The sequence below is a fragment of the Nocardia harenae NBRC 108248 genome, from assembly GCF_001612885.1.
GTDB classification, from domain to species: Bacteria; Actinomycetota; Actinomycetes; order Mycobacteriales; family Mycobacteriaceae; genus Nocardia; species Nocardia harenae.
The window spans coordinates 416174-435399 of record NZ_BDBH01000007.1; the positions used below are offsets into that span (position 1 = coordinate 416174).

Annotated in this window: 14 protein-coding genes and 1 pseudogene; 6 read left to right on the forward strand and 9 right to left on the reverse strand. The window is 72.5% G+C overall.

Translation table 11 applies throughout. From position 1 onward, the window contains the following. Positions 1-64: 64 nt before the first annotated feature. The 4 genes from acpM (at position 65) to NH2_RS17540 (ending at position 3660) form a co-directional block, all read left to right on the forward strand. Entirely contained in the window at positions 65-367 is a 303-nt protein-coding gene (acpM, locus tag NH2_RS17525) for a meromycolate extension acyl carrier protein AcpM (RefSeq protein WP_067654938.1), read from the forward strand. Positions 368-377: 10 nt separating this feature from the next. Further along, a complete protein-coding gene (locus tag NH2_RS17530) occupies positions 378-1628 on the forward strand; it encodes a KasA/KasB family beta-ketoacyl-ACP synthase (RefSeq protein ID WP_067654940.1) in 1251 nt (416 codons plus the stop codon). A gap of 135 nt (positions 1629-1763) precedes the next feature. After that, a complete protein-coding gene (locus NH2_RS17535; protein ID WP_067654942.1) occupies positions 1764-3197 on the forward strand; it encodes an acyl-CoA carboxylase subunit beta in 1434 nt (477 codons plus the stop codon). Between the two features lie 28 nt (positions 3198-3225). Continuing rightward, positions 3226-3660 carry a winged helix-turn-helix transcriptional regulator gene (locus NH2_RS17540; RefSeq protein ID WP_067654944.1) on the forward strand — a complete coding sequence of 145 codons (435 nt, stop codon included), beginning with the start codon at positions 3226-3228 and terminating at the stop codon, positions 3658-3660. 74 nt (positions 3661-3734) lie between these two features. Here the strand turns inward: NH2_RS17540 and NH2_RS17545 are convergent, their stop codons facing one another. Beyond that, the gene (locus NH2_RS17545) at positions 3735-4424 is read right to left on the reverse strand and encodes a nitroreductase (protein WP_067654946.1); all 690 of its coding nucleotides are present in this window, start codon (positions 4422-4424) and stop codon (positions 3735-3737) included. A 132-nt stretch (positions 4425-4556) separates the two neighbouring features. Between NH2_RS17545 and NH2_RS30325 the strand changes: the two are divergent. Continuing rightward, a pseudogene (locus NH2_RS30325) lies at positions 4557-5162 on the forward strand (Eco57I restriction-modification methylase domain-containing protein); the annotation flags it as partial. Between the two features lie 1149 nt (positions 5163-6311). Here the strand turns inward: NH2_RS30325 and NH2_RS28270 are convergent. From NH2_RS28270 to NH2_RS28865, 5 genes are all read right to left on the reverse strand, one after another. Then, on the reverse strand, positions 6312-6935 hold the full coding sequence (locus tag NH2_RS28270) for a TetR/AcrR family transcriptional regulator (RefSeq protein ID WP_084505624.1): 624 nt from the start codon (positions 6933-6935) through the stop codon (positions 6312-6314). 60 nt (positions 6936-6995) lie between these two features. Continuing rightward, positions 6996-7133, reverse strand: coding sequence for a hypothetical protein (locus NH2_RS17565; RefSeq protein WP_233016653.1), 138 nt, complete (start codon positions 7131-7133; stop codon positions 6996-6998). Positions 7134-7299: 166 nt separating this feature from the next. Beyond that, positions 7300-7815 carry a gamma carbonic anhydrase family protein gene (locus NH2_RS17570; protein ID WP_067654955.1) on the reverse strand — a complete coding sequence of 172 codons (516 nt, stop codon included), beginning with the start codon at positions 7813-7815 and terminating at the stop codon, positions 7300-7302. A 65-nt stretch (positions 7816-7880) separates the two neighbouring features. Next, positions 7881-8402, reverse strand: a complete 522-nt coding sequence (locus NH2_RS17575; RefSeq protein WP_067654958.1) for a hypothetical protein — start codon at positions 8400-8402, stop codon at positions 7881-7883. A gap of 3 nt (positions 8403-8405) precedes the next feature. Further along, on the reverse strand, positions 8406-9065 hold the full coding sequence (locus NH2_RS28865; protein ID WP_067654961.1) for a hypothetical protein: 660 nt from the start codon (positions 9063-9065) through the stop codon (positions 8406-8408). Positions 9066-9200: 135 nt separating this feature from the next. Here NH2_RS28865 and NH2_RS17585 point away from each other — a divergent pair, with 135 nt between their 5' ends. After that, the gene (locus NH2_RS17585) at positions 9201-10013 is read left to right on the forward strand and encodes a type IV toxin-antitoxin system AbiEi family antitoxin domain-containing protein (RefSeq protein ID WP_067654964.1); all 813 of its coding nucleotides are present in this window, start codon (positions 9201-9203) and stop codon (positions 10011-10013) included. Here the strand turns inward: NH2_RS17585 and NH2_RS17590 are convergent. From NH2_RS17590 to NH2_RS17600, 3 genes are read right to left on the reverse strand one after another with little or no spacing between them, the layout of a single operon-like run. Further along, on the reverse strand, positions 10007-18313 hold the full coding sequence (locus tag NH2_RS17590) for a nucleotidyl transferase AbiEii/AbiGii toxin family protein (RefSeq protein WP_067654967.1): 8307 nt from the start codon (positions 18311-18313) through the stop codon (positions 10007-10009). The genes NH2_RS17585 and NH2_RS17590 overlap by 7 nt on opposite strands. 18 nt (positions 18314-18331) lie before the next feature. Then, entirely contained in the window at positions 18332-18835 is a 504-nt protein-coding gene (locus NH2_RS17595) for a YbaB/EbfC family nucleoid-associated protein (protein ID WP_067654969.1), read from the reverse strand. Positions 18836-18845: 10 nt separating this feature from the next. Further along, positions 18846-19157 (reverse strand): hypothetical protein, encoded by a 312-nt coding sequence (locus tag NH2_RS17600; protein WP_067654971.1) that lies wholly within the window; start codon positions 19155-19157, stop codon positions 18846-18848. Between the last annotated feature and the right edge of the window lie 69 nt (positions 19158-19226).

Consider the following 19226-nt stretch of genomic DNA (forward strand, 5'->3'; position numbering starts at 1 on the left):
GTCCGGTTCGGATCGAAAACCCAGTAGAGCCCTACTCAGCAGAAAACAAGAAGGGAGCCACGAAGTGGCCGCTCTGACCCAGGAACAAATCGTCGAGGAACTCGGCAAGATCATCGAGGAAGTGACCGGCATCGAGCCGTCCGAGGTGACCGTCGAGAAGTCCTTCGTCGATGACCTGGACATCGACTCGCTGTCCATGGTCGAGATCGCTGTGCAGACCGAGGACAAGTACGGCGTCAAGATCCCGGACGAGGATCTCGCCAGCCTGAAGACGGTGGGCGACGCCGTCAATTACATCCAGAAGCTCGAGGCCGAGAACTCCGACGCCGCCGCCGAGCTCAAGGCCAAGTTCGACAGCGCCGAGTAGGACTGAACCAGTGACCACTCCTTCCACCAAGAACGGGAACTTTCCCAACGTCGTCGTTACGAGCCTGGCGGCGACCACGTCGATCGCAGGTGACGTCGATGCGACGTGGAAGGGCCTCCTCAACGGCGAGAGCGGCATCGACGTTCTCGAAGACGACTTCATCTCCGAATACGACCTGCCGGTCCGCATCGGCGGCCACCTGAAGGTGAACCCGGAGACCCTGCTGACCAGGGTCGAGGCCCGGCGCATGTCCTACGTGGAGCAGCTCTCGACCGTGCTCGGTCGTGAGGTCTGGCGCAATGCCGGCAGCCCGGAGGTCGATCCCGAACGCCTCGGCGTCGCGATCGGCACCGGCCTCGGCGGCGGCGACGCCCTCATCGACTCGGTCGACAAGCTGAAGAACGGCGGCTTCCGCAAGGTTTCGCCGCTGGCCGTGCAGATGGTCATGCCGAACGGCCCCTCCGCGGTCGTCGGCCTGGAATTGAAGGCGCGGGCAGGAGTGGTCACTCCGGTCTCGGCGTGCTCGTCCGGCTCCGAGGCGATCGCCAACGCGTGGCGGATGATCGTCATGGGCGACGCCGACATCGTCGTCACCGGCGGTGTCGAGGGCTTCATCGACGCGGTGCCGATCGCGGCGTTCTCCATGATGCGCGCCATGAGCACCCGCAACGACGATCCGAAGGGCGCCTCGCGGCCCTTCGACAAGGATCGGGACGGCTTCGTGTTCGGCGAGGCGGGCGCCCTGATGGTCATCGAGACCGAGGAGCACGCCAAGGCCCGCGGCGCCACCATCCACGCCAGGCTGCTCGGCGCGGGGATCACCTCGGACGGCTTCCACCTGGTGGCCCCCGACCCCGAGGGCAGCGGCGCCGCGCGCGCCATCACCCGCGCGCTGCAGACCGCCGGGCTGCAGAAGAGCGACATCACCCACATCAACGCGCATGCCACCGCCACCCCGATCGGCGACACCGCCGAGGCGAGGGCGATCGGCAAGTCGGTGGGCAACCACGCTTCGGTCTACGCGCCGAAGTCGGCCCTCGGGCACTCGATCGGCGCGGTGGGCGCACTGGAGTCGGTGCTCACCGTGCTCAGCATCCGGGACGGCATCGTCCCGCCGACGCTGAACCTGGAGAACCAGGATCCGGAGATCGATCTCGACGTGGTGCACGGGGAGGCCCGGCGCCAGGAAATCGAGTACGCGGTCAACAACTCCTTCGGTTTCGGCGGGCACAATGTGGCGCTCGCCTTCGGCCGGGCGTAGCGAGTAGCCCAGCCGCACAACGGAATACGACGGGGGTCCGGCGTCTCGCCGGGCCCCCGTCGCTCCTTTCACAGCTTTCACCGGGCGCAGTGCCGCCCGTCGGCCGACCATGCCCTCGAACAGGAGGTGAGCGCGATGACGATCATGGCTCCCGCGTTCCAACCGGACACCGCCACCGACCCACGCGATCCGCTCGGCCGGCTGCAGCGGTTCTTCGACCCGGGCACGCTCCTGCCGCTGCACCCGCGCGACCGCTCCGGCGTGCTCGCCGCGATCGGCGAGGTGGACGGCGTGCGCACCGTCGCCTACTGCTCGGACGCCACCGTCATGGGCGGCGCCATGGGGGTGGACGGCTGCAAGCACATCGTCTCCGCCATCGACACCGCGCTGGACTCCGGCGCGCCGGTGGTCGGGCTCTGGCACTCCGGCGGCGCCAGGCTGGCCGAGGGCGTCGAGGCGCTGCACGCGGTCGGGCTGGTGTTCGAGGCGATGGTCCGGGCCTCCGGACGGATTCCGCAGATCTCCGTCGTGCTCGGCTTCGCGGCCGGCGGCGCCGCCTACGGCCCCGCGCTCACCGACATCGTGATCATGGCGCCCGCGGGCCGGGTCTTCGTGACCGGCCCGGACGTGGTGCGCAGCGTCACCGGCGAGCAGGTCGACATGGCCACGCTGGGCGGGCCGGAGACGCACGGCAAGAAGTCCGGCGTCACGCACATCGTCGCGAACGACGAGGCCGACGCGGTGCATCGGGCGCGGCGGCTGGTCTCCATGGTCGCCGAGCAGGGCGAGTTCGACCTGGCCGCGGCGGCGCACGGCGACGTCGACCTCAAGGCGCTGCTGCCGGAGTCGCCGCGTCGCGCCTACGACGTCAAGCCGGTGGTGCACGAGCTGCTGGACAATGTGGACGGCGAGTCCACCTTCGAGGAGCTCCAGGGCGGGTACGCGCGCAGCATGGTCACCGGGCTCGGCAGGCTCGGCGGGCGCACCGTCGGCGTGCTCGCCAACAATCCGCTGCGGCTCGGCGGCTGCCTGAATTCCGAGAGCGCCGAGAAGGCGGCCCGCTTCGTGCGGCTCTGCGACGCCTTCGGCATTCCGCTGGTCGTGCTCACCGACGTCCCCGGCTACCTGCCCGGCGTGAGCCAGGAGTGGGAGGGCGTCGTGCGCCGCGGCGCCAAGCTGCTGCACGCCTTCGCCGAGGCACGGGTGCCACGGGTGACGCTGGTGACCCGCAAGATCTACGGCGGCGCCTACATCGCCATGAATGCCCGCGCGCTCGGCGCCACCGCGGTCTTCGCCTGGCCGGGCTCCGAGGTCGCGGTCATGGGCGCCAAGGCGGCCGTGGGCATTCTGCACAAGAAGGCGCTGGCCGCCGCCCCCGAAGCCGAGCGCGAGGCGCTGCACGAGCGGCTCACCGCCGAGCACGAGCAGATCGCAGGCGGGGTGGAGCGGGCGGTCGCCATCGGGGTGGTGGACGAGGTCATCGACCCGGCCCGCACCAGGAGCACGCTGGCGGCGGCGCTGGCCGCGGTGCCCGCGGTCGCGAGCCACCACAAGAACATCCCGCTGTAGCGGGGTGGGCCGGCGGTAGCATCGCCGGATGCGCTACCACGATCTCGCCGACGTGTCGTGCTCGATCACCCGGCCGCTCGTCGTGTTCGGGGACCGCTGGACGCTGCTCATCCTCAAGTGCTGCTTCAGCGGGATCCGGCGGTTCAACGGGTTCCAGAGCGCGCTCGGGATCTCGCGCAGCCGGTTGCTGGATCGGCTGGATCGGCTGATCGAGCACGGGATTCTGGTGAAGACGGAGTCGGGGGAGTATCGGCTCACGCCGAAGGGGCACGACATCTACCCGGTGCTGCTCGCGATCCGGGACTGGGGGGATGCGCACATGGCGCCGGACGGGCCGCCGGTGCGGTACACGCACCGGGGCTGTGCGGGTGAGGCGCATGTGCGGGTGGGGTGCGATCACTGCGGGGCGGAGATGACGGCGCGGGACGTGGTGCCGGAGCCGGTGGTGGCGAGTCCGGCCTGAGACCGGTGCCCCGCGCGGCGGGCGGAGCCGGGCACGACCGGGGCGGCGCCCGGCTGCCGCGGTGCGACCCGGGGTCAGCCGCGGTGCCAGTGGACGGTGTCGCCGAGGGCGGCGCGGGTGGTGCGGAAGCCGTTGACCGGGTGCTCGGGGTCGGGGTAGCCGAAGGAGATGCCGGCGACCACGCGGTGGTCGTCGGGAATGCCGAAGTGGCGGCGGACGAAGGGGGCGTAGGTGGCGAGCGCGGCCTGCGGGGCGGCGCCGAGACCGAGGCTCTGGGCCGCGAGCAGGAAGCTGTTCAGGTAGAGGCCGCAGTCGACGGCGGCGTAGACGCCCAGCTCGGCGGGGGTGCTCACGATGGCGACGTGCGGCGCGTCGAAGAGGTCGAAGTTGCGCATGGCCTGCCGGAAGGCGGCCGCCGTGTCACCGCGCTCGATGCCGACGCTGGCGTACAGCTGCCCGCCGCACTCCCGGCGGCGCTCCTGGTAGACGCCGGTGTAGCCGGGCGGGAAGGGGAAATCGGGGCCGCCGTCCGGGGCGGTGAGGTGCGCGCGCAGCGCGGCCCGGAAGTGCTCGGTGCCCGCGCCGTCGGTGACCTCGACCCGCCAGGGCTGGGTATTGCACCACGACGGGGTGCGCTGGGCGGCGTTCAGCAGCTGTTCGAGGGTCGCCGTCGGCACCGGCTCGGGGCGGAACTGACGGCAGGTCCAGCGTTCGTCCAGCAGGCGGCGCAGCGCGGTGTACCGGTCGATCTCGGTCGCTGTCATCGGGCTCCCTCGTCATGGTCTCTTTTCGAGACCGAACAGTAGCAGCGGGTTTCGCTGTCGAGAAGTGTCGGGCGGTGGACCCGGTGCGCCGGGTTCGGTGGCGTACGCCACACTCTGGGGCACAATCGGCGCATGGCTGAGCCCGGTGCGGCCCGGGACCGGAAGCGGCACGGGCGGCATTACACCCCGCCCGCGCTGGCCGGATTCCTGGCGCGGCGGCTGCTGGTGCACGCGCCGCCCGGACCGGTGCTCCGGGTGCTCGATCCCGCCTGCGGGGACGGGGAGCTGCTGCTCGCGGTGGCGCGGGAAGCCGCCCGTTCGCGGCCGGAGACCAGGGTGGAGCTGGTCGGGCACGATCTGCACGCGGCGGGGTTGCGGGTGGCGCGGAGCCGGGCGGCGGCGGCCGGGGTGGGGGTGCGCTGGCGGGCGGGGGATTTCCTGGCGGCGGCGGATGCGCTGCCCGCGGGGTCGTTCCACGCGGTGATCACCAATCCGCCGTACGTGCGGACGCAGCAGCTCGGCGGGGCGGCGGCCACCGCGTTGCGGGCCAGGTACGGGCTGCGCGGGCGGATCGATCTGACGCATCCGTTCGTCGCGTCGGCGGCGCGGTTGCTGACGCCCGGTGGGGTGCTCGGGTTGCTCTGCGCGAATCGGTACCTGACCACGAGGGCGGGGGCGAATGTGCGGGACCTGCTGCGCGGCGTGCTGGCGCCGGTCGAGCTGTACGACCTCGGGGATACGAAGTTGTTCGCGGCGGCGGTACTGCCCGCGGTGACGATCGCGGTCAAGGGGGAGGTCTCCGGGCCGTGCCGGTTCGTGTCGGTGTACGAGGTGGGTGGTGCTGTTCCGGTCGCGGAGCCGGTGGATCTGTTCGAGGCGGTGCTGGCGTCGCGGGGGCGGCGGATCGCGCTCGGGGAGCGGGAGTTCGCGGTGCAGGTCGGGGTGCTGGTGACGGGTGATTCCGGGGCCGCCGCGGCAGGTGCGCTGCCCCCTGCCGGCCGCGGGGCGGCGGCTGACGTTCCCGGGCCGGGCGGGGCCGTGGCCGCTCGGGACGGCGCGGGGCGGGGGAGTGCCGCGCCGTGGCGGCTCTCGCATCCGGCGCTGGATGCGTGGCTCGGTGCCATCGATGCGGCGACGTGGCGGCGGGTCGGGGAGCTGGGGCGGATCCGGGTGGGGATCAAGACGACGGCGGACCCGGTGTTCATCTCGGATCGCTGGGCGGCGGTGCGGCCGAGCCCGGAGCCCGAGCTGCTGCGCCCGCTGCTCACGCACGACGATCTGGCGCCGTGGCGGATCGAGCGCGGGCGGGATGTGCGGGTGCTGTACCCCTACGACATAGCGGCGCCCCGGCGCACCCCGGTCGACCTGGCCGAGTACCCGGGGGCGGCGGCGTACCTGGCCGCGCACCGGGAGACCCTCGCCGCCAGGCACTACGTGGCGTCGGGCGGGCGCGCGTGGTTCGAGATCTGGGTGCCGCAGCGGCCGCACCTGTGGCGCGCGCCGAAGGTGGTGTTCCCCGACATCAGCGCCGCCCCGCGGTTCGCGCTGGACCGCTCCGGCGCGGTGGTGAACGGCGACTGCTACTGGCTCTCCCTCGCCGACCTGGGCGAACCCGCCGAGGAGCTGGCCGCGCTCTTCATGGGCGTCGCCAACTCGGCGCTCGGGCTGCGCTGGTACGACGCGGTCTGCGGGAACCGGCTCTACTCCGGCCGCCGCCGGTGGATCACCCAGTACGTCTCCCGGATGCCGCTCCCCGACCCGGGCGGCGCCGCCGCGCGCGCGGTGATCGCGCTGGCAGGCGAGCTGCTGGCGGGCCTGGCCTTCGACGAAACCGCGGCCGCGCTGCTGGACGAGCGGGTCGCCGCCGCGTTCGGGCTGGGCGCGCGGTCAGGACCGGGGGCGGACGCCGATCATGGGGAGCAGGGTGCGCCGGGCGAAATCGCGCCCCGCCTCGGCGTCATCGATGGGGATGAGCCCGTCCGGGGTGAGCGCGAGGGAGAGCGCGAGCCGGGCCATGATCTCCGCGACCAGATCGGGATCGACCTGCTCGGCGGTGCCGGGCTCGCCTAGCTCGCGCAGCTTCTCCGCCAGGTAGGTGCGGCCGATGGCGAGCACCGGGCCCGCACCGGTGGTGAGCTTGGGCAGGATGAGCTCCGGCTCGGTGCGCAGCAGCCTGCGCAGCAGCTGGTTGCCCGCGATCGCCGTGATGAAGGCGACGAAGATCTCCACCAGCTGGTCGTCGCTGTCGCTGACGGTGCGCACCCGGCTGTCGATCTCCGCGACGAAGCGCTGCGCCTCGCGCACCGTCACCGCCTCCACCAGGTCGTTCTTGGATTCGAAGCGGCGGTAGAGGGTGGCCGGGCTGATCCCGGCGCGGCGCGCGATCTCGCCCATGCTGGTGCGCTTGATGCCGAAGTCGAGGAAGGCCGAGAAGGCGCTCTCCAGCAGCCGCTCGCCGTCGGCGACCGGCTTCTCCAGGATGCGCTGGAGCATCGGCGGAACCGCGGACATCACATCTCCCGTCGACGTGCAGTGATCCGACGAGATTATTTCACCCGCGGTGCTCGCCGATCAGCCGCGGGGCAGGTCGAAATCGGCCATTTCCCGCTCGATCGCATTGGCCGCGAAATCCACCCCGCGGCACCGTAACTCGTGGACCCTGCGCTGCAGCGCCTCGATTCCCCCCGGCTGGGCCGCGATGTCGGCCACACTGATCCGCCCCCCCGGACGGTGCATACCCGAACGCTCGTACGCCACCGTGATACCTCCTGCCCACACGCACCGCCCGCGGCAAGCCGGAAGTTCCAGCGCCGTGGCGGGGCGCTGTGATCATGCTAGCAACGGTTCTCCGCAGGGCCCCGGGGTGTGTTGTCCCTCACAATTGTGTCGCGCCCCGGTGGGCGGCCGTGTTGTGAAGATACACAGCGGCGTTCAGCTTGATGCCGTCGCGCTCGGCGTCGCCGAGTTCGCGCCGCACCTTGCCGGGCACCCCGGCGACCAGGGAGCCGGGCGGGATCCGCGCGCCCTCCGGGATCAGGGCATTGGCCGCGATCAGGCTGCCCGCGCCGATCACGGCGCCGTTCAGAACGGTCGCGCCCATGCCGACCAGCACGTCGTCCGCCACGGTGCAGCCGTGCAGGATGGCATTGTGGCCCACCGAGACCCCGCTGCCGACGGTGAGCGGGAAGCCGGGGTCGGAGTGCAGTACGCAGCCGTCCTGGATATTGCTGCCTGCCCCGATGGTGATGGTCTCCAGATCGGCGCGCAGCACGGCGCCGTACCAGATGCTCACCTCCGCGGCGAGCGTCACCCGGCCGATGACGGTCGCGGTCGGCGCGACCCAGGCGCGCTCATCGATGGCAGGGGCGTGGCCGCCGATCTCGATTCTCATGCCCCGAACCTAGCCGGGGTCCGGACAGCGCTTCCGGCGCGGGCACGGCGCGGTGGACGCCTGGGCTACCGGCGGTGCCGATCGCGCTCGGCCGTGAGGTTCGCGCGGGTGAAGCGGCCGGGGTCGCCGGACCGCACGAAGCGCCCCTCCGGCGAGACGAATGCCGCCTCCGGCACCTCGTCGGCGCCGGACGGCAGGAACTTCAGCACCTCGTCGATCGCGGCGACGGCGGTGGCGAGCAGCAGCCGCGCGGCGGCCGGGTCGGTGCTGTCGCGGGCCAGGGCGGCGCGGTCGTCGGCGTACCAGAGCCACACGCCGGGGTCGAGCAGCAGCGAGGGCTCCGCGCCGCCGAAACGCACGCCCTCCCGGGCGGGCGGGGGCGGCAACACCCGGTCCGGCAGCCGGAAGTCGTGCACCCGGTGCGCGCCGCAGCGCGGGCAGACGGCGGAGTAGCGGGTGACCAGGGTGCCGTTCAGATCGACGACGGCGGCGTGGAATTCGGCGTTCGGCTCGGCGCACTCGGGACACCGGGTCAGCTGCAGGTAGAGCCGCGCCTCGGCATTGGTACGGGCCAGCGGTGGTGCCACGGCTCAGCTCCCGCCCTCGTCCAGTTCCGGGTACTGCGCCCGATCCCGGCTGTTCAGCTCCGCGATCGCCAGTTGCCCCGCGCCCGCGCAGATCGGGCAGGTGCGCCCGCCCCTGCACTCGACGCAGCGGGTGCGGCGCTGCTCGGCGTCCAGGATCCAGCCCCGGCCGAAACACTCGGGGCACCAGCCGAGCCCGTCGCACTCGTAGCAGAGCAGGTAGCCGGTGCGCAGCGTGGCGGCGGTGACCACCGGCTCGGGCCGGGCCGCGCCCGCGCGCTCATAGAGCACGTAGCCGGGGGTGTCGCCGCTGATACCGAGCCCGCCGCCGTCCGGATGCGCGCGCAGCCGCAGCCGGAAGCCGGCGCGGACCGCGGTCAGCTCGTCGTCCACGCGGGTGAGTTTCCAGCCGGCGGCGGTCAACAGCGCCGCAGCGCGGTCCAGATCGCCGGTTCCGCCGCCGTGCACCAGCAGGGTGGCCCTGTAGTGGTACCGCAGCGGCTCCCGCCATTCCAGTACTGCGGGCTCCGGCAGCATGGTGACGTCCGCGGGCCGGCCGGGGGCGAGTTCGGCGGCGATCCCGAGCAACTCCGCGCGCAGCACGCCCGCCGCGCGCTCCAGCTCCCGCCGGGCGGCGATCTCCGAGCCGTCGGGTGTCTCCGTCATCGGTTCCTTCCGGATGCTCGATTGCCGGCTTCCGCCGGTTACGCCATGGTGCCACCCCCATCGTCCGCCCCGGAACCGGGCGAGCGGCGTCCGGTACCGTAGTCGTTCCGGCTGTCTCGGGTGCGGAGGTTCGCTGTGTGGGAAGAGCAATTCGGCTGGTTGTCCGCTGCCGCGGCACGCCAGCAGGGGCTGATCACCGCGGCGCAGGCGGCCCGGCTCGGGGTGGACGGCGCGGCCATCGCCCGGTTCGGCAGCGTCGGACTGCTGGAGGAGCTCGACTGGACGGTGTATCGGCTCGCGGGCTCCTCGTACGGTGACCGCTACGCCCACCCGTACGCGGCGTGGCTGGCGCTCGACCCGGAACGCTTCCGCTGGGAGCGCCCGGAGGCGGCGGAGCGCGACGCGGTGCTCTCGCACCAATCTGCCTGCGCTGTAATAGGTCTCGGAGCTGTGGCGGCGACCGGCATCCGCTTCGTCGCCGCGACCGCACGGCCGTCGCCGCGTACCGTGACGGTGACCGCCGCACCCGTCACCCCCCACGAAATCGTGCGGTACGAGGGGATTCCGGTCACCTCGGCACACCGGACGATCCTCGATCTGCTCGCCGAGTGGACTCCACGCGAGGAGATCGCCGGCGTCTGCGGCGACGCTGTCCGGCGCGACCTGCTGCGGCTGCGCCCGTTCTACGAGGATGTCCTCGACATCGCCGAGGAGTACGGCCTGCCGACCGGCGGCAGACATTTCGTCGACTACTTCCTCCCGGGGCTGCGTCCGGAGACGCTGTCGGTGCGCAATCTGCGGGATTTCGCGGAGATCGTGTACCCGGCGCAGGTGGCCGAGGTGCGCCCCGCCATCGAACGCATCATCGCCGACGTGCGCCCGGCTCCGGCCGGCGAACTCGCCGCGGAGCTCGCGGCCGAACTCGTGGGGCGCGCCAGGCATCACTGAGCCGGATTGCGGAAGACGCCGTCGCCGGACTCCGGCCAGGCGGCGCGGATCCGCCCGTCGGGGCGGACGATGACGGTGAGGACGACGCCGTCCCGCACGCCGATGACGTACCAGTAGCCGTTGGCCTGGAACAGGGCGCGCTCGGGGCTGCGGGCCACATCCAGGATGTGCGCGAGTGCGGTCGCGTCGTCCCACCGCTGCGGGAACTCGGTCTTGCCGGGAGCGCCGGTGCCGAAGCGGTGGCCGCCGGAGCCGTCGCCGCCCAGGATGTCCGTTCGGTAGTACGGCGGGACCCACAGCCGGTCCGGTGCGGGAAGCCGGGAGTGGGTGGCGGCGCCGGGAGCATCCCACGCGGAGCCGCCGGGTGGCGCGTCGTAGGGCACGGGCGGGTGGATGCCGTTGCGCGACACCACCCGGTCGATCGCCTCGCGCAGGTGGCGGAGCTCGGCTCCGTCCAGCGTGAACACGGCGAGGTCCGCGACCGATCGAGTGGTGACGTCGGCTGTCTCCAGCAGGTGCCGCAGGGCGGCGGCCACCGCGGCAGGCCGCTCCGTGCGTGGCGCGGCGTAGGCCTCGGCGAGCGGCCGCGTGATGTGCGCGGGCGCCACCTCGTCGGTGTACAGGGTGAAGTACGGATGCACCACCGCTGCCGTGACCGCGGTTTCGTCGATGGCGTACCCCGGCTCGACGACGCCGCGGAGCGCGAGCCGCACCGCATCCCATTTCGCCGCGGCCGACTCCGGCTCGGATACCTCGGTATGCAGCCACCACGCCAGTTGCCCGGCGTACGTTCGGCTGGTGTCCCAGTCCTGATCGGTCCACGAGGTCCACTGGTCGGCCGTGGCATCGGCCGAACGGCCCAGCCGGTCGGCCCAGCGGTCGATCTGCCCGGTCTCCAGCAGACTCAGAATGCGGCTCGCCTGCACCGAGACCTTGGCGGGGCGGTACACCGCGACGGGCTGTCCCCGCCGGTTCACCGGATCGGCCAGATCGGGGCCGACCGGCACCCGCTCGATCGTGGTCAGTGGCGGCGGCAGCTGCTCGCCGATCCGTTCGAACGTCCGCACCGGCAGCCCTGTCGCCGGGTCGAGCGCCGCGCCGGACTCGTCGGCGGCGAGCGCGGTTCGGCCGAACTGCCAGGGTTCGGAGTAGTGCAGCCAGCGATTCGCCTTGTTGCCCCCGTGTTCGGTGGCCGAGAGATACACGGTCGGCAGCCCCAGCACCGTCTGGGTTTCCAGTGCACCGCTCTCCATCCCGATCTGCACCACATCGCGGGCGGTGCCGAGCCGGTGGAAGAACAGCGCCTGTTCGGCGCGGGACAGCCCGTGTGGTGCCCAGAACTCGACCAGCGAGGTGGTATCGACGCCGGTCAGCACTCCGGCACGCCGCCACGCCGCGCGCAGCTCCGCACGGCCGGCGAAGAGGTCGTCGCCGATGAGTACGAGTTGCCGATCGGGCTGATGGGCGCGGAGCTCCTCGATCAGCTGCCGGATATATCCCGGCCGGGTATCGAGCTCGGCGCCTCGGCTGCCGAAGGGGCGGGTGTCCCGTACCCAGAGCAGCGTGTACTTCAGCGGCCGCCCGGCGGTCTCGTGTCTGTCGAGCAACCCGCGGACCGTCGCGTCCACCCGCGCGACGCGGTCCTGTGCGACCGGTCCCTCGCCGAGCAGCGCATCGACGATCGCCGCGCGGGTCTCGATCGGGTGGTCGCGCAGCGGACCGAGGGTGAACAGGTGGGCACGCAGCCATCGTGACCCCGTGTAGACCGGATCTCGGCCATCGGGCGCCTCCACGATGCGTACCCGGTGCGGCTCGATCCCGTAGTCGCTGATCAGCCGTTCGCGGATCGTCAACGCCGAGCTGAACGGGCGGGCGTGCAGTTCGAGCAGTTCCCGAATCAGGTGCGGCGCCGAGATGCCGTCGATCGGTGCGCCCCGCACCCAGCGCGCGAAGGCGACGGCGTTGGCCTCGGCGGCCGTCATCCCCGGCGGCAGGTCGCCCAGGTACGCGATGTGCGACTGATGAGCGTCGGCCGCGGTGGCGGTGTACGCGCGCAACGGCTGGTAGGCGATCTCCAGCGTGGTCGATGGATCGACGATCAGCGCCAGTGCGTGGATGTATTCTTCGCCGCTCTGGTGGACGTAGAAGCGGAGGTGCCGATCGTCCATCCCGGTGATGGTCTCCGGCTGGTCGGCGAAGGCGTTCAATGCGCGGTGCAGCGCATAGACCCGGTTCTCGACGGTGAGCCCGGCCGACGCGAGGATCCGGTCGAGGATGCCACCGACGGTGTCCTCCCGCCGTGGCCCGCGGGCCAGGCGTTCCCAGTCGGAGATGCGCTCCGGTGTCGCGAAAACCGTCGACTCCGGTGCGCGACCCGTGCCCTCGATGCGGCGTACCCCCTCTGGTTCCGTCGGAGCGCGGGGGCCGGTGCCTGTGCCGGGAACCGGTGTGCCGGTGTGCGCGCCCGGCGCCTGTCGTATCGGCACCGCGGCGACCTCGCCCACCGGAACCCACCGCCGCGAACCTGGATCCCACTGCGCGTCGAGGGTTGTGGCCGCGAAGAGCGGAGACAGGAAACGGTCGGCGAGCGGCAGCGCCTCCTGCAACGTACCGAAGGGGAGCGCGTCGGTGGTCCGCAGGTGCTGCGCGAACCACGTGGCCCAGCTCGGGTTCGGTAGCTCGAACCGCCCGGGGACGTCCACGGTGGCGTTCTGCTCCCGCCGCCAGGCGAGCTCCCTGCGGAGAATCTCCTGCACGGCGGCGCCGTCGAACCGCGCGTGCTGGGCCAGCAGCAGGACATCGGCCATGTCCTGGGGTCGATACGGTAGCTCGCTGCCCGCCTTCTGGCAGTCGAACAGCCCGACCGCTGGGTTGAGCACGCAGTCGTCGCACTTCGTCTCCTCGGTGCGGTAGCCGTAGGTGTACATACCGGCGATCTTGTGTGCCAGCGTGTCCTCGACGGAGAGGACCGGTATCCGGGGAGCGGGTGGCATCCGGTCGGTCCACAGAATCTGCTGCGGGAAGTCGATCATCTCGGGAGGACGGTGCATGGGGAACGGCTCACCGGTAATCGGGTGCGCGCGTTCGGGGTTGAGGTCGATGCCGAGCCGCATGACCTCGGCCGCACCGAGGTACGCCCGGTGGAAGAGCCGGACGCCCGCGGTATCCAGATCCTGCGCGGACTCGAAGACGAAGCGCAGGTGGTCACCGTGCTCGGTGGCCAGCGCTGCCTCGTAGTCGCGGATCATCGCGTCGCGGTCCGCCCCGTCGATCCGGACGAGGTCGATATCGGTGCTCGGCCTGCCGCCGGGGATCCGCGTCAGCATGCCCTGGCCGCCCTTGAGAACCCAGACATCGGGGTTCTGGGTGAAGATCCGCGACAGCACGCGTTGCAGGGTGAACTGCTGGATCTCCTCCAGTACGCCGCGCCCGGTTCCCTCGCTCGCCACTCGGGCGGCCGCCCTGACCGCCCTGCGGAATTCGCTGCCCTGCACCAACTCGGCGGCACCGGGATCCAGATCCGCGGTGGCGGTGCCGCCCGGCTCGTAGCCGATCACCATACGGTGATCCGGGATTGGCGGGGCGAAGCGGGCCATAGCGGCGGCGTTCATGACATTCCGCACGCCCGCGTCGATGGAGTAGAGGTAGTTCTCGTTGCCCGGATGCGCGAAGACCTGGCTCTCCACAATCCGGAAGGCCTCCGCGACGGCGGGCGGATGCACCCGGCGGATGGCGTCCAGCAGCAGGTCGGCCCGGATGTGGCCGCGGTCGCTCGGATGGCCGGTGCCGTCTGCGCGCTCGGACTTCATGTCCCACTGCACGTCGATCCTGGCGCCGGGGGCGAGCGCGGCCGGCAGGCTGCGGGCCAGCGCGTCGTAGTCGGCCTCGCTGAAGTGCGCGCTGACGTTGTTGACGAAGATCCGGCCGACGCCGCCGTTCCGGCCCGCGTTCAGGAAGCCGCCCCCGCCGAGCAGGTCCGCGTACACCGTCACCGCGCCTGGCACCGGCAGGGCGCCCGGATCCAGGACGCCGAGGTCGCGGCGGCGCTGCCCGGCGTTCGCGTAGTCGCTGGTGAGCTCGGTCTGGATCACCACGCCGCCACCGGAGCGGTCGACGTCCGGGGTCATCTCGGCGGCGAAGGCGCTGCGCCCCACTCCGACGTCGACGGTGTGCGCGCCCTCCGCCGCGGGCCGCGCCGACGGCAGCGGTCGCCGGGTGAAGGGGGCACCGTCGGTGTGCCGCAGGTTCTGCTCCAGCGGCAGCCGGTGCTGCGGCTGCGGCCGGGAGAGGACTTGCAGCGTCGCGCGATCGCCGATCGCATCGTGGATTATCAGCACATAATCCACGTCGATGCCGTTGGCGACCGCGCCACGGTTGGCCTCGTCGATCAGGTGCAGCAGGTCGGTGACGGTGAGCTCGGTGCCGCGCGGCAGCCCGGGCAGGTCCTGCTCCAGCCGGACAGTTCCGGTCGAGCGGTCCAGCTCCGCGCCGATCCGGGCCGGCGCCGCGGCGAAGGCGTCCGCCGCCCGGTGCATGGCGTCCACATCGAGCGCCGCGCGCAGCGCGGGGGCAGCGACCTCGGAGTTCGCCAGCCCGTCGATGGCCGCGTGCAGCGCCGCCGCGCGTCGGGCCGGGTCGAGGCCGGGCGCGTTGATCGCCTCGGTGATCGGGCCGAGCAGGTCGTCCAGCGCGGCCCGGATGGGTTTACGCGCGGTCGCCGTCGCGGGATCGAAGACCGGGTCGAACACGCGGCGGGCCAGCTCCTCGTGCATCCGCCCGGCCAGCCCGAGTTGCTCGGCGGCGCGCAGCGAATCCGCGTGCTCGCCGGTGAGGTGCTGCTCCAGCCGGGCCAGATGCTCCGCCACCGCGGCGTCGAAATCGGCGTCGGTGAGCGTAGGGGAGAACTGCGGACGGGCACCGAGGGCATCCAGCTGCTCCAATCGGAGTCGTTGTGCCAGTGCGGGATCGGCGTCCGGCAGCGCGCCGTCCGAGTCCAGCTGCGCGGCCAGCTCGGCCAGCGTCCGCCGGCGCGGGGCGAGCTGGCCGGCCTGGGTCGGGTCGGCCAGCGCGCGATCGACACCGGTGGCCAGCACCCTGAGTTCGGCGAAGCGCCCGGCCGGGCTCGGACCGGAGCCGCGCTCGGCCAGCTGGATCTCGGCCAGCGCGTTCGCCACCACCCGGGTGACATCGCCGTCCCTGGTGCCGGGGGAGAGGGTGATGTCGTAGCCGGAGCCGTCCGGGCGGGCGGTGAAGGTGGCCAGGTGGTTCGCCGGTACCTGGCCCGCCCGCAACCGGATGGTCCGGCGCGGCTCGCCGCCGGAAAGCTCGAAGACACCGTCGGTGCGGTTCCAGATGATGTCGCCCGGCGTGATCAGGCGCAGGTCGGGGACGACACGGGCGAGGATGTCGGCATCGGTGAGCGGATCACCCACCCGGGCCGAGCCGTGCGCCTCGCCGACGGACTCCACCACCCCGGCGGCGGGAGGTGGCTCGCCGATCCTGGCCAGCGGGCCGACCTCGTGCGGATGGGTCGTGACCGGGTGCGACGGGGTGCCATCGGCATCGTAGGAGAGCGCGAGGATGCGCGAGACAGGTTGTGCCGCTCTCCACTCCGACAGTGGCAGGGAGCCGCCCGGTAGCGCGTCGTCGTGCACGGTGACGGTGCCGTTGTCCAGGGTGAGGACGTAGGCGTGTGCGCCGACGTCGTAGCTGTTCGCGGGGCCGGGGTATTCGTCGACCACGATGACGGTGGCGCCGTCGCCGAGGGCGTGCAGGTCGGCGATCACCTGGTCGTGCGAGGTGGCTTCGCGGAGACGGGTGCCCGCGTGCTCCTCCATGGCCTCGGCGGTGATGCCGCGGGGGCCCGCTTCGTCCGGGATGGTGACGGTGCCCCGCGGCGTGCGGGTGGCGGCGACGGAGAGCGCGTCGGCGGCGCAGTTGCCCGGTTGCCGGCTGTCGTCGTCCGGAGTGGCGGGCCGGGGGACGCTGCCGTCGCCGTTGCCCGCGGTGCTGGTGGTGCGCGGAGGTGTGCCGGGGCCGGGGCGCGTGCCGGGGTCGGGAGTCAGGATGGGGGTCACGGCGATGTCCGTCGTTTCCAGGTGCCGGACCTGCTGGGGAGCTTCGTGGCCGGTGGGGGCGGCGTCGATCGGGGTGAACGGGAGGTCGGCCGGGGCCGCGCCCGCGCGGGAGTGCGGGGTGGTGGGGCCGGGGGTGCCGGGGAGTCCGGCGGCCGGGCGGTTCGTCGTCGGCTGTGCCGCGGTGGCTGGATTCTGCTGGTCGGGTGCGGAGCCGGGATTCGTCGTGTGCCCGGATGCCGGATTCGCTGCCGCGGTCGGGCTCGCGTTCGCCGCGTTTGTCGTCGTTCCAGTCGTCGGGGTCGTCGCGGGTCCGGCGGTTGGGCTCGCGGTCGTCGCGGGTCCGGCGGTTGGGCTCGCGTTTGTCGTCGTTCCAGTCGTCGGGCTCGTCGCCGGTCCGGCGGTTGGGCTCGCGGTCGTCGCGGGTCCGGCGGTTGGGCTCGCGTTTGTCGTCGTTCCAGTCGTCGGGCTCGTCGCCGGTCCGGCGGTCGGGCTCGCGGTCGTCGCCGGTCCGGCGGTTCGGCCCGCGGTCGACGGCGCCGGTCCTGCGGCAGGCGGCGCGGTCGTGCCAGTGGCTCCGTCGCGCGTGGACGAGCCGGCGGCGTCCGGCTGCGCGGCCCGCATGCTGCCGTCGTCGCCGGGTGCTGCCCGATCCGGGTCGGCGCCGCGCACGCCACTGTCACCGCGCCCACCGGAATCCCCGTCCGCCCTGGCTTCGCCGCCGTTCTCCGCATGCCGGGCGCCGGAATCGCCCGCACCGTCATGCCGCACGCCGGTGTCCCCGTCGGTGGCCTGGGTGCCGGAGTCGGTTCGGCCGCTGTCTCCGTTCGCGGCCTGCGCGCCGACGTCACCTCCGAGGTCGTGCTGTGTGCCGGAATCAACGTCCGTGGAGGGTGATTCGCTGCGCCCATCGGTCCGGGAACCGGAATCCGCCGTACCGTCCCGGCCGGCGCCGGAATCGCCCGCGCCGTCGTGCCCGGCGCCGAAATCCGTGCTTCCGCCGGGGCTTCCGCCCGCGCTCCCGGACGCGGTACCTCCGGCCCTCGTCTCGGACGGCGATTCATCCGCCGAACCGGCGTCGACCTCTCCGCGATCCCCGCGCGACCCGCCACCCACCCCACCGGCCGGGGTATCCGACTCCGCGGCCGCGGCAGCGGGTTCCGCCACCGGGGCGGCACCGGCCGGCGTCTGCCCGGACGCGGGCGACATGCCGGGCGACGAATCACCCGGCGCGGCGGTAGTTCCATCCCCACTCCCCGGTGTGCCCGGCGGAATCCCACCCGCGGGCATGGGCGCCCCGGACAGGTCCGACATCCCGCGCGCCCCGTACACCGCGCTCGGCCCGATCCCGCCGATCACCCCGCCGGTCAGCATGCGCGGATCGAATTCCCAGTTCCCGGTGAACAATCCGGTAGCCCCGTAGGCCGCGCCCGCGCCGATGGCCCCCGCCCCGGCGCCGGTGAGCGCGCCGCGGAACACCCCGGGCAGCCCGGTCGGTAGCGCGTGGTTGAGCACACTGCCGCCCGCCCCGCCTGCGCCACCGGCGACGGCGGAGATCCCGGCATTGAGCCCGACGGCGCCCCAGTCGAACCCGTCCTTGTGCCCGCCCGTGACCTGGATCGCTTGCACCGAGAGTTCCTGCGCGGCGCCCTGCAACGCCTCGACGATCGCCTCCTGGGTGATCTCGTAGACCATCCGGGTGGTGATGGTGCGCGCGACCTGGTTGGCGATCAGCCGGCCGACCACGCGCTCGATGAACCCGAGCAGCCGCATGCCGAGCCAGCGGAATGCGGCCTGGGCGGCCGCGATGGCCCCGGCCTGGGCGAACGGCGCGCCGGGGCCGAGGAAGGCCGCGTAGGCCAGTTCGGCGGCGAGCAGCACCAGCCCGGAGATCACATTGAGTTTGGCGGCCTGGAGCTGATCGCCCATCTCGTCGGCGGAATCGGCCAGCGCCGTGAAGTTCTCGGCCAGCTTCACCAGCGAGCCGTCGCCGGACCGCAGCTGATCGAGGAAGTCGGACATCTGGTCCCGGCCCTCGCCCGCCGGGTACACGGCGAGCGTGGTGCGGGTGGCGGTGTCCAGGTCGTCGAGCAGCTGTTCGACATCCGCGCCGATGGCGCGAAGCTCGCGCGACATCTCCCACATGGAGTCCTCGTTGCCGTGCGGCCAGTCGCTACCCGCGACCCATTCCAGCCATTCCAGCCACCGGGGGAGATACAGGGCCATGGCGCCGCGGTCCGCCGATCACCAGCCGGACTCGGAGACCCCGCCGCCCGGCCGGGAGTCCTCGAGCTCGGCGTAGCCGGTTGCCGCCGCGTCCTGCTCGGCAGCGATGCGGTCCGCCGAGTTCGGCGGGGTGGTCGGGGGGGACGGGGCGACCGGGATCTCGCCGGCGAAATCCGGCATCCCGTCCACGATCTCGGAGAACTTGGGCAGCCGGGCACGCTCGTCGAGCAACGGTACGGCAAGTTCCCGTGCCTCGCGGGCGACCTCGGCCGCCGCCTCCTGGCCGGCCGCGACCACCGCCTTGGCGATCTCGTCGTAGCGGAGATCGTCGACATGCGCGGAGAACGTGACGTCGATGACGACGCCGTCGGCGTTCACCGTGACCGAAACCCGTTTGCCGCGGGCGGTCGCCGTGGCGGTGAGCTGGGCGCGACGCTGCTGCGCCTGCGCGATAGCGGCCATCCTGGAGCGGAAGTCGGCGAGTAGGCCCGCCGTCATCGCCTCGGCGTTCTCGTTCGGCATCGGCTTCCGCTCAGAAGCTCTCGGCGGACGCCTGCTCGTTGTTGCGCAGCGTCGCCGCGGCCTGAGCCTGCCCGTCCGAGACCTCGGCGAGCGTCTCGGCGAGATTGCGGGTGCTGATCGCGGTGCTCTCCCCGCCGAGCGCGAAACCCTGGTCGCCCAGGGCGAATCGAGCGCCGAACTTGTCGTCGCCCCACGCCACCGAAGCCGGTGCGAGCGCGGCGCGAGCGCGATCGGCGAGCGTCTGCAGCTGCTCCCCGAGATTGCCGATCTGGGTCGCCGCCCGCTGTAGACCGTCCGGATCGACCTCGACACTGCCTGCCATCTGAACCCCTCTCGATCCCTCGTCCGGCGAACGAACCACCAGGGAGACACGGCTTCTCCGCTTCGACTG

Bases quoted from the DNA above. Each gene is read 5' to 3' on its own strand.
- NH2_RS17535 (WP_067654942.1), top strand. From the start codon at position 1,764: ATGACGATCATGGCTCCCGCGTTCCAACCGGACACCGCCACCGACCCA.
- NH2_RS17540 (WP_067654944.1), top strand. From the start codon at position 3,226: ATGCGCTACCACGATCTCGCCGACGTGTCGTGCTCGATCACCCGGCCG.
- NH2_RS17545 (WP_067654946.1), bottom strand. From the start codon at position 4,424: ATGACAGCGACCGAGATCGACCGGTACACCGCGCTGCGCCGCCTGCTG.
- NH2_RS28270 (WP_084505624.1), bottom strand. From the start codon at position 6,935: ATGTCCGCGGTTCCGCCGATGCTCCAGCGCATCCTGGAGAAGCCGGTC.
- NH2_RS17570 (WP_067654955.1), bottom strand. From the start codon at position 7,815: ATGAGAATCGAGATCGGCGGCCACGCCCCTGCCATCGATGAGCGCGCC.
- NH2_RS28865 (WP_067654961.1), bottom strand. From the start codon at position 9,065: ATGACGGAGACACCCGACGGCTCGGAGATCGCCGCCCGGCGGGAGCTG.
- NH2_RS17590 (WP_067654967.1), bottom strand. From the start codon at position 18,313: ATGGCCCTGTATCTCCCCCGGTGGCTGGAATGGCTGGAATGGGTCGCG.
- NH2_RS17595 (WP_067654969.1), bottom strand. From the start codon at position 18,835: ATGCCGAACGAGAACGCCGAGGCGATGACGGCGGGCCTACTCGCCGAC.
- NH2_RS17600 (WP_067654971.1), bottom strand. From the start codon at position 19,157: ATGGCAGGCAGTGTCGAGGTCGATCCGGACGGTCTACAGCGGGCGGCG.